This window comes from Carbonatibacter coralli (assembly GCF_039592655.1).
GTDB classification, from domain to species: domain Bacteria; phylum Pseudomonadota; class Alphaproteobacteria; order Kiloniellales; family Kiloniellaceae; genus Carbonatibacter; species Carbonatibacter coralli.
In genome coordinates, this window is record NZ_JBBUTJ010000013.1 from 14,851 (window position 1) to 28,798 (window position 13,948).

11 protein-coding genes are annotated in these 13,948 nt (G+C 56.1%); 7 read left to right on the top strand and 4 right to left on the bottom strand.

Features of this window, described 5'->3' with window-relative positions; translation table 11 throughout:
• Positions 1-11 precede the first annotated feature (11 nt).
• From AAAH10_RS16035 to AAAH10_RS16045, 3 genes are all read right to left on the bottom strand, one after another.
• Entirely contained in the window at positions 12-1,343 is a 1,332-nt protein-coding gene (locus AAAH10_RS16035) for an HlyC/CorC family transporter (RefSeq protein WP_343565419.1), read from the bottom strand.
• Positions 1,344-1,454: 111 nt separating this feature from the next.
• Positions 1,455-2,594, bottom strand: coding sequence for a 3-dehydroquinate synthase (gene aroB / locus AAAH10_RS16040; protein WP_343565421.1), 1,140 nt, complete (start codon positions 2,592-2,594; stop codon positions 1,455-1,457).
• On the bottom strand, positions 2,594-3,337 hold the full coding sequence (locus AAAH10_RS16045) for a shikimate kinase (protein WP_343565423.1): 744 nt from the start codon (positions 3,335-3,337) through the stop codon (positions 2,594-2,596). Before AAAH10_RS16045 ends, aroB begins: the two co-directional genes overlap by 1 nt.
• 389 nt (positions 3,338-3,726) lie before the next feature.
• Here AAAH10_RS16045 and AAAH10_RS16050 point away from each other — a divergent pair, with 389 nt between their 5' ends.
• From AAAH10_RS16050 to AAAH10_RS16065, 4 genes are all read left to right on the top strand, one after another.
• Positions 3,727-3,867, top strand: a complete 141-nt coding sequence (locus AAAH10_RS16050) for a hypothetical protein (protein ID WP_343565425.1) — start codon at positions 3,727-3,729, stop codon at positions 3,865-3,867.
• Positions 3,868-3,891: 24 nt separating this feature from the next.
• Entirely contained in the window at positions 3,892-5,739 is a 1,848-nt protein-coding gene (locus tag AAAH10_RS16055) for a hypothetical protein (RefSeq protein ID WP_343565426.1), read from the top strand.
• A gap of 11 nt (positions 5,740-5,750) precedes the next feature.
• Positions 5,751-6,698 carry a site-specific tyrosine recombinase XerD gene (xerD, locus tag AAAH10_RS16060; protein ID WP_343565427.1) on the top strand — a complete coding sequence of 316 codons (948 nt, stop codon included), beginning with the start codon at positions 5,751-5,753 and terminating at the stop codon, positions 6,696-6,698.
• Positions 6,699-6,862: 164 nt separating this feature from the next.
• Positions 6,863-7,816: an acetyl-CoA carboxylase carboxyltransferase subunit alpha gene (locus tag AAAH10_RS16065; RefSeq protein WP_343565429.1), complete on the top strand. Its 954-nt coding sequence runs from the start codon at positions 6,863-6,865 to the stop codon at positions 7,814-7,816.
• An 82-nt stretch (positions 7,817-7,898) separates the two neighbouring features.
• Here the strand turns inward: AAAH10_RS16065 and ubiG are convergent, their stop codons facing one another.
• Positions 7,899-8,681 (bottom strand): bifunctional 2-polyprenyl-6-hydroxyphenol methylase/3-demethylubiquinol 3-O-methyltransferase UbiG, encoded by a 783-nt coding sequence (gene ubiG, locus AAAH10_RS16070; RefSeq protein ID WP_343565431.1) that lies wholly within the window; start codon positions 8,679-8,681, stop codon positions 7,899-7,901.
• A 187-nt stretch (positions 8,682-8,868) separates the two neighbouring features.
• On the opposite strand from ubiG, the gene AAAH10_RS16075 reads away from it, so the two are divergent.
• The 3 genes from AAAH10_RS16075 to AAAH10_RS16085 all read left to right on the top strand — a co-directional run bounded on the left by AAAH10_RS16075 (position 8,869) and on the right by AAAH10_RS16085 (position 13,821).
• A complete protein-coding gene (locus AAAH10_RS16075; protein ID WP_343565433.1) occupies positions 8,869-10,104 on the top strand; it encodes an aspartate kinase in 1,236 nt (411 codons plus the stop codon).
• Between the two features lie 96 nt (positions 10,105-10,200).
• A complete protein-coding gene (gene ptsP / locus AAAH10_RS16080) occupies positions 10,201-12,471 on the top strand; it encodes a phosphoenolpyruvate--protein phosphotransferase (protein WP_343565435.1) in 2,271 nt (756 codons plus the stop codon).
• A gap of 195 nt (positions 12,472-12,666) precedes the next feature.
• Positions 12,667-13,821, top strand: coding sequence for a helix-turn-helix domain-containing protein (locus AAAH10_RS16085; RefSeq protein WP_343565437.1), 1,155 nt, complete (start codon positions 12,667-12,669; stop codon positions 13,819-13,821).
• The last annotated feature ends 127 nt before the right edge of the window (positions 13,822-13,948 follow it).

Genomic DNA, 13,948 nt, shown 5'->3' on the forward strand with positions numbered 1-13,948 from the left:
GGTCCTATCCTCTATTCCTCATCCGCTGTTTCCGGCGGTTGCGCGTTCTCGATGCGCAGACGGGTGATCTGGTGACGTTTGCGCTCCAGAATTTCAAAGTGCTTGCCAAAGAAATCAAAGTGCTGACCGACACGGGGGATCTGGCGGGCTTCAAAGAGAACCAGTCCTGCGATGGTCGAAGCTTCGTCGTCCGGGAGTTTCCATTCGAACTTTCTGTTCAGGTCCCGGATGGTGACGGTGCCGTCAACTTCCAGAGAGCCGTCGGGAAGGTGATGAACGCCTTCCATCTCTTCGTCATGTTCATCGGAGATATCGCCCACAATTTCTTCCAGGATGTCCTCCAGGGTCACGATGCCCTGCATCTCGCCGTATTCATCAACGACGATGGCAAAGTGTTCCCGCCTGTCACGAAAGGCCTGGAGCTGGGCGAGGAGGCTTGTTGATTCCGGGATGAACCACGGCGTGGCCGCAATGGAAAGCAGGCCGGTGTTATCAAGAAGGCTGTCATTCCTTTCAGGGTCTGTCCGATGGGCCTGCAAGGCACGCAGGAGTGCCTTGGCGTGCAGGACGCCGACGATATTGTCCGGACGTTCCTGCCAGAGCGGAATGCGCGTGTAGGGGCTGGACAGGACTTCCTTGATGATCTCTTCGGGCGGGAGATCGACCTCGACAGATTCCACCTTCTGTCTGTGGGTCATGATTTCCTCGATGGTGACGTCATCCAGATCAAGGATGGAGCGCAGCATCTCGCGTTCGTGACGGGTTTCCTCGTCCTCGCCATCGTGAAGGGCGATGGCTCCGCGCAGTTCCTCCTCGGCGGCAGAGGCTTCATCATTGCTGCCGTTCCTGTCTTCCGGAGCGAGAACCCTGAGTGTGGTGTGAACGATTTTTTCGACCGCGACAACAATCGGCCCAAGCAGCAGGACAATCGGGCGCAACACAACAGAGGCAAAAAGGGCTGCCTTTTCCGGATTGCGCAGGGCATAGGTCTTGGGCAGGACTTCGGCGAAGATCAGGACCAGAGCCGTCATCACCAGCGTTGCGTAGACAATGCCGGCTTCGCCAAAGAGGGCGATCAGGACCGAGGTTGCGAGGGAGGAGGCGAGAATGTTGACAAGGTTGTTGCCCAGAAGAATGGAGCCGATCAGACGCTCTTTCTTGGCCCAGAGGCTGTTGACCAGAGCGGCACGCTTGTCCCCGTCTTCCTCAAGCGTGTGCATGCGTGCCTTGGAGGCTGCTGTCATGGATGTTTCGGAACCGGAGAAAAATCCGGATATTCCAAGCAGGATCAGTATGCCGAGCAGTGTAAGGAGTGTTTCACTGTTGTTCAGTGCTTCCAGCACGATGGTGGTCCTCTCAAGTTCCTGAAACAGAGCGCAAAAGTCATGCGCCCATCATGTTCTAATGTATGGGCACATTATAGCAGTCTTTCAAGAATTGCCGAGGGCAACTCTTTAGCGACAGGCTTCGATCAGGAAGTTTTCCAGATCGGTGCTGTCAACGGAGCGGTCAAGATAGGCTTCCCCCAGTGCATTGAGGAGGACAAAGGTCATCTGCCCGTTGCTGACTTTCTTGTCACGGCTCATATGGTCGAGCAGACGCTCCGGTTGCAGGGGCTTGTTGCCCAGTGCCTGGCGGGCGACAAAACCTGTTTCCACAGGAAGGCCAAGGTCCTCGAGGTGCTGGCGTACACGTCTGGCATCCTCTTGCGGGATTTGCCCTTTTTGTGCCGAGAAATCAAAGGCCATGACCATGCCGATTGAAACAGCTTCACCATGCAGAAGGGTGCCGTTGTAGCCGGCTTCTGCTTCCAGTGCATGTCCGAAGGTGTGTCCCAGATTGAGCAGGCCGCGTGCTCCGCTTTCGCGTTCATCCTCGGCAACAATTCGTGCTTTTGCCTTGCAGGACTCAAGAATGGCCTCGGACAGGGCTTCCTCGTCACCGTCAAGCAGGGCTGTGGCGTGATCTTCCAGCCATGAGAAAAAGGCGGCATCACGGATCAGGCCGTATTTGGCCACTTCGGCATAACCGGCCAGCAGTTCCCTGCGGGGGAGGGTCTGAAGAACCGTTGTGTCTGCCAGTACCAGGCGGGGCTGGTGAAAGGCACCAACCAGATTCTTGCCACGAGGCGTGTTGATCCCTGTTTTCCCGCCAACGGAGCTGTCGACCTGTGACAGCAGGGTGGTCGGGATCTGGATGAAATCAATCCCCCGCATGACGGAAGCGGCTGCAAAGCCTGCAAGATCGCCAATAACACCCCCTCCAAATGCGAGAAGGGTCGATTTCCTGTCAACGCGGTGTTCAAGCAGCCAGTCGATGATTCGCTCGAGCTGTGCAAAGGATTTTGTGCTCTCGCCAAAGGGCAGGGTGATGCTGAGAACCTGCAGCCCCTGCGCCTCGAGCGATTTTCTGAGTGCATCCAGATGAAGGCTGGCGACATTCTCATCTGTAACAACGAAAACACGATCCTGATTGAGGAAGGGTTTGATCAGAGTGCCGGACTGTTCGATCAGTCCCTTGCCAATGAGGATGTCATAGCTGCGTTCCCCCAGTTCAACGCGCAGGGAACGGGGGGTGCCGGATGCTGAACTCATCAGGAAGGCTCCTTCGGGGTCGTCTGTTGCTTTTTCGTTTCGTCCTGCAGGTAGTCGATCAGGGCCTGCAGGGCCTTGTCCCTTGTGAGTTCGGGGGCGCCGTCCGCAGATTCCACGGGCACATGCGCCTGGGAATAGACCGGGTATCGCTTGTCCATGAGATCGGACAGAATCTCCCGGTGATTGCCGTTCCTCAGCAGGGGGCGGTGATTGCGTCGAGAAGTGCGCTCGACCAGAACGTCCAGATCGGCCTTGAGCCAGATGACAATGGAGTGCTCGATCATTGTGGCGCGGGTCTGCTCATCCATGAAGGCACCACCTCCTGTTGAGAGGATCTGGACAGGGCCGTCCAGAAGGCGCTGGATAACGCGACGTTCGCCATCGCGAAAGGCCGCTTCGCCATGTGTCTCGAAGATTTCAGAGATCGTCATGCCTGCAGCTCTCTCGACTTCATGGTCTGCATCCACAAAGTTCAGCTTCAGGGATTTTGCGAGCAGTTTGCCAATGCAGGTCTTGCCGGCCCCCATAAGACCGACGAGGGTAATGGTTTTGGGCAACTGCTCCCTGATTTCGGTCAGCTCGCTTCTCTTGAAGCTGTTCGGGCTGCCTTTTCTTTTGCCGGCTCCTGTTTTCCTGTTGGCAGAAGCCTTGTTGGGTTTGGCCTTTTTCCTGGTCACCTTGTTGTTCGGTTGCAGCTTGTTCGCGCTGTCTTTTTTCGAAGGCCTGGCTTTGGTTTCAGCCATGGGCGCTTGTACTCCGTATTCTGCAGACAAACTTGCGCCGCTGTCACAAAGCCGGCCCCGGAGAGGGAGACGAGTTTTGACGCTGGCGTCGGATCAATGGTTTCTGGCTTCCTGTGTGATCGAAGCGAATCTCCGTATTTTGTCTGCATCTGTTTCACTTTCCTTAAGCAATACAGAATGGATCGTCATGAAACAAAGCTTTTCTGGTCCCGATATGTAACGAAAGCGCTAATCTGCTGAAAAAGCAGCAGGGTCGGGGCAAAAGACGATTGATCTCTGTCCCATTCTTGCCATAGTCGATCTCTATCAATAAGACTGAGACTTTGTTTCCCTGAACAATTCGCTTTCGGGGAATTGAACAGATTGAAAAGCGGGTTGCGTCTGGCACGATGAAAAAATTTACGATGTTCCTTTTTATGCTGACACTGTGTGGAGTTCTGGCTGGCGGAGTGTTCCTTCTGACATGGGATATTCCTGCGCCGTCTTCCGAGGTCAGCAAGACCATTCCGAACTCTCAGTTGCTTGACTGAAACACCTGAAGGAGCGAAGCCTTGATGAAAATCGGTCGTTTGTCCCTTCCTGTGGCTGGCCTTGCAATTGCGGGTTTGCTGCCTCTGGGGGCTTCTCTTGTCCAGGCGCAGACCGCTGTTCCGTCCCCCACCTCCCTGCTGCCTCTGGGTGCCGGAGCACAACAGCCGGGTGACAATGAACTTTACGAACTGGCTCCACCCTCCGGAGCCGGGGGAAGCTCGACTGTTCCGCAGGGATCAACGATCATCATCCAGGATCTTGCTCCGCAGGGTGGTCAGCTTCTGGGGGAGGATCTCAATGCGATCGGAACCCTGTCGCAGGGAAATGGCGGACTGGGGTACGACATGTGGCGGCAGACGCCCTATGTCCAGGTCGATCACCTGCTGGGGGCCTTGCCGGAACGCCCTGTCCTGCCGCAGGCCGTGAAGCTTTCCAACCGATTGCTGCTGACGGCGGCGGCCACACCGTCACAATCCGGAGGAGCGCAGTCCAGCCCTGCCGAACTGTTGCTGAAGCGTATCGCGCTTCTTGAGAACCAGAACCGTCTGACGGCCTTGCAGGATCTGGTTGATCGCATTCCGCAAAGTGTGAATTCCATTGAACTGACGCGAGCCAGAGCAAACTCTGCGCTCTTTGCCGGAGATTACGACAGGTTCTGTCAGGATCACCTGCCGGTTCTTCTGGACAGTGATATCTCCTCGACAATCTATGCGCGCTATCAGGTCTTTTGCCAGATTCATCAGGGTGAAACAGACCGGGCGCTGCTGGGGCTGGATCTCCTGCGGGAAATTCCTGAGGAGGCGGACCCTCTTTTCATGCAGCTGGCTCTGAAAGCGGCCGGTTTGCAAAGCCCGGTCACGGGCGAAAGTGCCGGGCCGGTTGAAGCGATCCACCTGGCTCTGGCTGAAAAAAGCAAGACGGCACTGCCGGACAGTCTGCTGGAATGGGTGCATGGTGATCTGTTGCTGAAGGTGCTCGCTTCTGATGCCTACAGTGTTGAGCAAAGACTTATTGCTGCTGAAAAAGCCCTGCGTTTCGGGGCCATTGAACCGGTTGTCCTGCAGGAGCTCTATGCAAACCTGACAGATGTGAAACTGGGAATTGACCGGATCCTGGCCGGGGATTACAGCGATGATCTTGATCCTTCCATTCGCCACGCCATTCTGTGGCAGGAAGTCTCCAAGCAGTCCCTCAATGCTGTAAAGGCCGAGCTGATTGAAGCAGCTTTCGAGCAGGCTGGTACGGCAGAGGAAGCCTTCCTGATGGCGCTGGTCTATCAGGATATTCTGGCTTCTCTGGAACCGACCGATGATCTGATCTGGTTTGCCGGAACCGCAGGGCGTGCGCTCTATGCAACCGGTCGCTGGCAGGAGGCTGGTAAATGGGTTCTGATGGCGCGTGAGGCTGTTCTGTCGTCCAAGGATGCAACTGCGGCCGTCACGAGCCTGTGGCCCTATGCCCAGCTGGCAAGCGAGCGTGTTGTTGGTGGCTACGGGAATCTCAATGGCTGGTCGGTGGCGCAGGATGGTGTGGCAGATGATGTCCGCCGTATGAACACGGTCTTTATCCGGGCCCTTTTGCAGGGTGTCGGGGTTTCCGAGGATATGCCCTGGGCCATGCTTGCCGCTTCGGATGGTGCTGCACAGGGTTTGATGCCTTCTGCTGCCGGTTACTTCGCCCTGAAGGATGCACAACGCAAACTCAACAAGGCCGAAGTTGTTGCCCTTGCGCTGGTTCTGCTGGGGGATACGCCTTCGGAAGAGCTGCATCCGGTCACACTGGGCTCCGTGCTGGAAGGCCTTGTGGAAGTCGGACTTGAACGTGAGGCGCGTCAGCTTGCACTGGAAGTTGCCTTCCTGAACAGTCTTTAGGTGAAACCGTTATGACGGCCAATGGCGCCCTGCTGGTTGAACGTTTCCTGGAAATGCTTCAGGCCGAGCGGGGGGCGACAGACAACACCCTGCAGGCCTATGGTCGGGATCTGACGTCCTTTCTGGAAAAACTGAAGGCGGGTGTGTCACTGGCAGAGGCCGGTTCTGCCGATGTGCGGGCTTACTTGCAGGCTCTTGCGCTGGACGGGAAGTCCGAACGTACGCAGGCCCGTCACCTGTCTTCCCTGCGGCAGTTTTTTACCTTCCTGATGGAAGAAAACCTGCGGGAGGACAATCCGGCCCTGCTGGTTGTGCCTCCGAAACAGAAAAAGCCCTTGCCCAAAGCTCTGACGATGGAAGAGGTCGACCGCCTGCTTGAGGTTGCGCGCCGCGCCTCACAGGGCAATGATCCGGATGCTGTGCGCCTCTGGGCGCTGGTGGAGTTGCTCTATGCCTCTGGCCTGAGGGTCTCCGAACTGGTCAGCCTGACGGTTTCCGGGATACAGCGAGACCGGGAAGCGCTTCTGGTGAAGGGCAAGGGGAACAAGGAGCGGCTGGTTCCGGTTGGGCGCCATGCGCGGCAGGCTCTTGAGGCCTATCTCGACTGTCGGGAATGTCATTTTTCCAGAGCTGATCTGGCAAGGGGAAAAAAGCCCGCATGGCTGTTTCCGTCCCGGGGCGCCCAGGGGCATCTGACACGGCACAGGGTTGGTCAGCTGCTGAAGGATCTGGCGCTTGAAGCCGGACTGATGCCCTCCAGCCTGTCCCCTCATGTCCTGAGACATGCCTTTGCAACACACTTGCTGGAAAACGGGGCCGATCTGCGCGCGGTTCAGAAAATGCTCGGGCACGAGGATATCTCGACAACCCAGATTTATACCCATGTGCTGCAGGCCAGATTGCAACGACTGATGGCCACGCATCACCCCCTTGCTTCTGATGCGGACCACAGGGACTGACAGGGCTGGGGCCTGAACTGCGGAAATTAAATGCCCGGCTGTTGGCCTGAACATGCTTGACGTTTTTTTGTGCTTGCGCCATAGGAAGGGATCAAACAGACTGACGCGATTGCGAAAGAAGCAATCCCTGTAACGACAAACAACCGGGTGTCCGTAAAAGTACCATGCAAAACTTCCTTGATTTTGAAAAACCGATCGCTGAACTCGAAGGTAAAATCGAAGGTCTTCGTCACCTTTCTGACAGCGGTGATGTCAATATCGCAGAGGAAGTTTCCAAGCTGGAAGCCAAAGCGGACAAGCTGATGCGCCAAACCTATGCCAAGCTGTCTGCCTGGCAGAAAACACAGGTTGCGCGTCATCCGAACCGTCCACACTGCAAGGACTATATCGAAGCCCTGATCGAGGACTACACGCCACTGGCCGGTGACCGTGCCTATGCGGAAGATTTTGCCATTGTTGGTGGTCTGGGGCGCTTCCGCGGTCAGTCCGTTGTTGTGATTGGTCAGGAAAAAGGCAATGACATGCACACGCGTGTCAGACACAACTTCGGGATGGCGCGTCCGGAAGGCTATCGCAAGGCCATCCGTTTGATGGATATGGCCGAGCGCTTCAAAATTCCGGTCATTACCTTTGTGGACACTGCTGGTGCCTACCCGGGTGTCGGGGCCGAGGAGCGCGGACAGTCCGAAGCGATTGCGCGCAGCATTGAAAAGTGTCTGGATATCCGCGTTCCGATGATTTCCACGATTATCGGTGAAGGCGGTTCCGGTGGTGCGATTGCCATTGCGGCTGCAAACCGTGTCCTGATGCTGGAACACTCCATCTATTCCGTGATCTCTCCTGAAGGCTGTGCCTCCATTCTGTGGCGCAGTGGCGAGTTTGCCAAGGATGCGGCCGAGGCTCTGAAGCTGACAGCGCAGGATCTTGAGGCTCTGGGTGTGATTGACGAGATTATTGAAGAGCCAATGGGGGGCGCGCATCGCAATGCCCCGTCCACTATTCTGGCCCTGGGGGATGTGATTGAGCAGCAGCTCTCCGAACTTTCTGCTCTGGAAGGGTCCGAGCTTCGCCAGAAGCGTCGTGACAAGTTCCTCGACATGGGACAGAAATCACTCTGATCCGAAATGCCATTGTTGAAAAAGCCGCTCATTCGGAGCGGCTTTTTTGTTGGCGTTCTGCGTTGTTCTGCTGACGAGCAGGTTATTCCGGTTTTTCGGCAACCAGCATGTAGTTGACGTCCAGATCGGCTTCGTCGCGGAACCAGCGATCGAGCATCGGGTTGTAGACGATGCCACAGAGGTCCTGGGGAATGAGGCCGTTCCTGCGCATGAGGTCGACATATTCCGAAGGGCGCAGAAACTTGTTCCATTCATGAGTGCCTTTGGGAACCCAGCGCAGCAGGTACTCGGCACCAATAATGGCCATCAGCCATGATTTGGTGTTCCGGTTCAGGGTGGAACCAAACTGCAGGCCACCCGGGCGAACCAGTTCGGCGCATTCGGTCGAAAAGCTCTCGATATCGGCAACGTGCTCTATGATTTCCATGGAAAGCACAGCATCAAAGCGTTCCTCTTTCTCAAGCATGTCCGCAGAGGTGCAGTGGCGAAAGGCAATGTCGAGCCCGCTTTCTTCTGCATGCAGCCGCGCAATCTGGATGTTGCGTGCGGAGGCATCAATGGAGGTCATTGCTGCACCCATGCGTGCCAGAGGCTCTGACAACAGGCCGCCACCGCAGCCGATGTCCAGAATTCTCAGGCCTGCAAGCGGCTGTTCGGCTTCGGGATCACGGTGAAAATGCGCGCAAAGCTTTTCCCTGATATAGGCGACACGCACCGGGTTGAGCTTGTGGAGCGGTTTGAATTTGCCTGTCGGGTCCCACCACTCCTGGGCCATGGCTGCAAACTTGGAAATCTCGTCAGGATCGACGGTCTTTCCCGCTGCTGCGTCGCTTTCAGTTGAATAGGGTGTGTCGATTTCAGGCATTTTATTCTCCTGAGGGCTATTCAGAGACAAAACAGTCACAAAAGATTGTACGCACAGCGGTTATATTTGGGTCGGGGTGCTTGCTTCGTGACGGCTGGCAGAGTATGGATAGGACCAAGTGAAACAGCAAGGCTTTATCCGGCCTTGTCTGGACTGTCGAGAGAATATTTCCCCGAAGGTAGGGCTGATGGCACGAGTTGTTATGAAATTCGGTGGCACCTCTGTCGCGGACATGGATCGAATCCGTAACGTGGCGCAGCGTGTCAAAAAGGAAGTGGATGCAGGTAACGAGGTTGCTGTTGTCGTGTCTGCGATGGCAGGTGTAACCAATCAGCTGGTTGGTTATGTTCAGGATGCCGGCAAGCTTTATGACGCGCGCGAATACGATACCGTGGTTTCCGCAGGGGAACAGATCACCAGTGGTCTGCTTGCGATCTGTCTGCAGGAAATTGGCGTTGATGCGCGCTCCTGGCTGGGTTGGCAGGCGCCAATCCAGACAAACGAGGCACATGGCTCTGCCCGAATTCTGGACATCGATTGCAGCGAGATCATCAACCGTTTTGAAAAGCAGGGGCAGGTCGCTGTCTTTGCTGGCTTCCAGGGGCTGGCGACCGACGGTCGTATCTCGACACTCGGACGCGGCGGATCCGACACCTCTGCTGTTGCAATTGCAGCGGCCATGAAGGCGGATCGTTGTGACATCTACACGGACGTGGACGGGATCTATACAACAGATCCGCGCATCGTGCCGAAAGCGCGCAAGCTTGAGAAAATCACATATGAAGAGATGCTGGAACTGGCGTCTCAGGGTGCCAAGGTTCTGCAGACCCGTTCTGTGGAAATGGCAATGAAACACAATGTTCGTGTTCAGGTGCTGTCCAGCTTTGAAGACAAGCCCGGCACATTTGTCGTTGATGAGGATGAAATCGTGGAAAAAGCTCTGGTCAGTGGTATCGCCTACAACCGCAACGAAGCAAAGATCACCCTGCGCAATGTTCCGGACCACCCGGGTGTGGCTGCGGCTGTTTTCGGCCCGATGACAGATGCTGCGATCAATGTTGACATGATCATCCAGAATGTCTCTGCCAAGGGCGATTGCACCGACATGACCTTCACCATTTCACAGGGTGATCTGGAACGGACACTGCGCCTGCTGGAAGACAAGCGCGGCGAACTGAAATACGAGCGTTTGGATCACAGCTCTGATCTTGTTAAGATTTCTGTCATTGGTGTCGGGATGCGTTCTCATGCAGGCGTGGCCCAGCAGATGTTTGGTGCGCTGGCAGAAAAGGGCATCAACATTGATGTGATCTCCACATCAGAAATCAAGATCTCTGTCCTTGTGGCAGAAGAGTATACCGAGCTTGCATTGCGGGCACTGCACACAGCCTACGGGCTGGATGCAGAAGAGGAAGACGCATAGGACTTCCTTTCAAGAGGACCCGTTCCGGCTGTTGACTGACAGCAGTCGGAGCAGCTCTCCGCAGGGCTTTGTTGCATGCCCGATCAGGAGAACAGCATGACAGAACGTCATTCAGAAAGTTTGGGCGGTTCCCGCCGGTTACTCAAGCTTCTGCGCGATCAGATGAAGGGAAAGGGGTCCAATCAGGATCACCTGAACCAGATTGTCGAGCTTATTGCGCAGGACTTCGAGGCTGAGGTCTGTTCCATCTATGTCATGCGCAAGGACCAGGTTCTGGAACTGGTCGCGACCAAAGGTCTGAAGCGTGAAGCCGTTCACAAGACGACCCTCCGCAAGGGTGAGGGGATTGTTGGTCTTGTCGCTGAACAGGCCATTCCGCTCGCTGTAACGGATGCTCCGCACCACCCGAACTTTGCCTTTCGCCCGGAAACGGGAGAGGAACCGTACCAGTCCATGCTGGGAGTTCCCATCATGCGCAATGGTCAGGTTCTGGGAATTATTGCTGTTCAGAACCTTCTCCACCGACAGTACGAAGAGGACGAGGTCGAAGCTCTTGAAACCGTCGCCATGGTTCTGGCCGAGCTGGTTTCGAGCGAGGATCTGGTCTTTCAGGAAGACAGTGAGGACGCCAACAAGCCGGATCGCATTGTCGGGCTTTGTCTGACCTCCGGTCTTGCTGTTGCGCCTGCTGTCATGCACAACAGGGGGATCGTGATCTCGCGCATGACGTGCGAGGACCCCGATGCCGAGGTCAATCGGCTGCTGAAAAACGTCACCGAAATGCGTGGCTCGATTGATGACATGCTCGAGCGCACGGAGATCGCTGCGCTGGGTGAACAGCGCGAGGTTCTGGAAACCTATCGCATGTTTGCGGCTGACCGGGGCTGGATCGGGCGGATTGCAGATGCCATTCGCAACCATAACCTCTCTGCCGAAGCAGCGGTTCAAAGGGCGCAGGAAGACACGCGCAAGCGCATGAGCCAGATCAGTGATCCCTATCTGAGGGAGAGGCTGGCCGACCTTGATGATCTGTCCAATCGTTTGCTGGGGCACCTGCTGGGGTCCGTGCATCTGGAAAAGGACCTGCCCGAACAGTTCGTGCTTGTGGCGCGGACCATGGGGCCGGCTGAATTGCTGGATTACAAGGGCAAGAAGCTGCGTGGCGTGGTTCTCGAAGAAGGCTCGCCCACTGCGCATGTGGCCCTTGTGGCCCAGGCCCTTGAAATTCCTGTTCTCGGGCAGTGCCGGGGTGTGCTGGAGCGCGTCCGTGAAGGGGATGTGCTGGTTGTGGATGCCGAGCACGATCAGGTTCTGATCCGCCCGGCTGAAGCCGTTGCTGAATCCTTCCGCAGTTCCTTCAAGGGGCGCAGACAGCGCTGGGCCGAGATTTCTGCCGAGAGGGAGCTGCCGCCTGTCACAAAGGACGGTTGCCGTATTTCGCTGAACTGTAATGCGGGTCTGCTTGTCGATTTGCCGAATGTTGTGAACTCCGGTGCTGACGGGGTCGGGCTTTACAGAACCGAGGTTCCCTTCATGGTCCGCCAGTCCCTTCCGGGGATCGGTGAGCAGGCCGAGCTTTATCGGAAGATCTACAGCGGTGTTGAGGATCGCAGGGTTGTCTTCCGGACGCTTGATGTCGGCGGGGACAAGGTTCTTCCCTACTGGTCCATGGCGGCTGAGGAAAACCCCGCAATGGGCTGGAGGGCGATCCGCATCGGGCTGGACCGGCCTGCGTTGCTGCGTCAGCAGTTGCGTGCCCTGATCCGGGCCTCTGCAGGACGCGAACTGAGTGTCATGTTCCCGATGGTTGCCGATTTGTCAGAGTACAGGGCTGCGCGTGATCTGCTGGAATTCGAGTTGAACCGGGAGGCTTCCATCGGCGGAGAACTCCCTGTTTCCCTGCGACTGGGGGCGATGCTGGAGGTGCCGTCCCTTGTCTGGCAGCTTCCCGAAATCTGCCCGCATCTGGATTTCCTCTCCATCGGCAGCAATGATCTGCTCCAGTTCTTCTTTGCAGCAGACCGGGGCAACACCCACCTTTCAAGGCGCTATGACACCCTGAGCCTGTCAGTCATCAGAATGCTGAGACAGATTGCCCGGGTTTGCCACAGCAACGGGGTGGATGTGACGGTTTGCGGGGATATGGCATCCCACCCGCTGGAAGCGATGGCCCTGCTGGCTTCCGGGTACCGTTCCCTGTCCATGCCGCCGCTGCAGGTGGCTGCTGTCAAAACCATGGTGCGCACTCTGGATCTGGAAACAGCGTCTGATTTTCTGGACAATCTCGTGCTGGAAGGTACGGCAGATATCCGCGCCGGACTGGAAGGTTATGCCGAACGTTTCGGGGTGAATATTTCCGGACGTTGAGCCCTGAATTGCAGCCTCCTGTCGCAATGATTGTTTTCAGAGCAATAATTTGTTAAGAACACTGCATAATAATCACCATTAAATTATTCTCTTCAAAAGTTTTTTTGTGAAAGCTTTTGCCGGGCCAAAAGGTGAAAAAAGAACCGGAGTTGGGCAAAAACCACGGGTTCAGAGGCAGAATGTTTGGAGGCGACTTTGGCAAAAACGGACCAGTCGGAGCAGGGTGTGATGGAGCAGGAAAACCAGCAACCGGTTCCTGCCAGCTTTGAAAGCGTGGGCGATACCCTGCGCAAGGCACGTGAAAAAACCGGGCAGTCCCTGCGTGATGTCGCAGGTGTATTGCGTATTCGCTATGTTTATCTGGAGGCCATTGAGCAGGGGGATTTTGCCAGCCTTCCGGGTGACACCTATGCCTATGGTTTTATCAGAACCTATTCCGAGCATCTGGAACTTGATCAAAGCGAAATCGTCCGTCGTTTCAAGGAAGAGGTTGAAAATTACGGCAACAGGAAGGAACTGGTCTTTCCCCAGCCTGTGTCCGAGGGAAAAATCCCGGGTTTCGCTGTTTTCTTTGCTGCGGCCCTCTGTCTGATTCTGGCTTATGGTGGCTGGGTTGCTGTGCAGGGGCGTTTTGATCCCGTCGATCTGGTTGAGACAACATGGTTGCAGGTCTTTGATGGAGATGGCGCTGTTTCCGAAGAAGCGAATAATGGTGATGTTGCTTCCGGTGAAAATGACGTGGTGCAGGCTCCTGTTGTGAATTTGCAAGAGCCGGAAGCGATCCAGGCCGATGTGATTCCGCCTGTTGAAGAAGAGCTCGTGGAGGAAGAAACGCAGACACTTCCTGAAGAAGAGGATATTGTCGTTTCGGAGTTGGCTGAAACACTGCCTCCTGCTCCGGCTGAGGAGAACGTCAGCCAGGGGGCTGATGTCGTTGTGGAATCGACAGAGCCTGCCGATGAAGACGATGTGATCTCATCAGATGCGCTCAATGGCGTCGTTTCGGAGGATCAGGAGCAGACTGTTACTGTCGAGACCCCTGAGCCTGTCGAGCCTCAGCGTCTCGGGGCCGAAGTCTCCCAGGTTGTTCTCAGAGCCAGATTCGACACCTGGATACAGATCCAGAATGCCGAGGAGGAGATTCTCTTCGGACGTGTGTTGCGTGCCGGTGACAGCTATGGCGTCCCCGGAACCGGTTCTGTGATGAAGGTGGGCAATGCCGGTGGCCTGACGATCGAGATCGACGGGGTGGAGCAGCCTGCTCTGGGAGAGCAGGGGCGTGTGGTCTCTGACATTCCGCTCGATCCGCAAACGCTGCGGAACTTTATTTCCGAACGCCAGGACGGCTGAGCACGGTTTGATCATCCCGAAAAAACGGGCCTTTAATAAAGACATCACCCGGTGATGCCAATTCAGGGGACAAATGGAGATTTGTCCCTTGAACTTTGCGGTCCAAGGGCGCATTTTCCTGACAGCT

Coding starts and splice junctions, on each gene's coding strand:
- AAAH10_RS16065 (WP_343565429.1), top strand. CDS start 6,863: ATGCAAAACTTCCTTGATTTTGAAAAACCGATCGCTGAACTCGAAGGT.
- AAAH10_RS16055 (WP_343565426.1), top strand. CDS start 3,892: ATGAAAATCGGTCGTTTGTCCCTTCCTGTGGCTGGCCTTGCAATTGCG.
- AAAH10_RS16075 (WP_343565433.1), top strand. CDS start 8,869: ATGGCACGAGTTGTTATGAAATTCGGTGGCACCTCTGTCGCGGACATG.
- AAAH10_RS16050 (WP_343565425.1), top strand. CDS start 3,727: ATGAAAAAATTTACGATGTTCCTTTTTATGCTGACACTGTGTGGAGTT.
- aroB (WP_343565421.1), bottom strand. CDS start 2,594: ATGAGTTCAGCATCCGGCACCCCCCGTTCCCTGCGCGTTGAACTGGGG.
- AAAH10_RS16045 (WP_343565423.1), bottom strand. CDS start 3,337: ATGGCTGAAACCAAAGCCAGGCCTTCGAAAAAAGACAGCGCGAACAAG.
- xerD (WP_343565427.1), top strand. CDS start 5,751: ATGACGGCCAATGGCGCCCTGCTGGTTGAACGTTTCCTGGAAATGCTT.
- ptsP (WP_343565435.1), top strand. CDS start 10,201: ATGACAGAACGTCATTCAGAAAGTTTGGGCGGTTCCCGCCGGTTACTC.
- ubiG (WP_343565431.1), bottom strand. CDS start 8,681: ATGCCTGAAATCGACACACCCTATTCAACTGAAAGCGACGCAGCAGCG.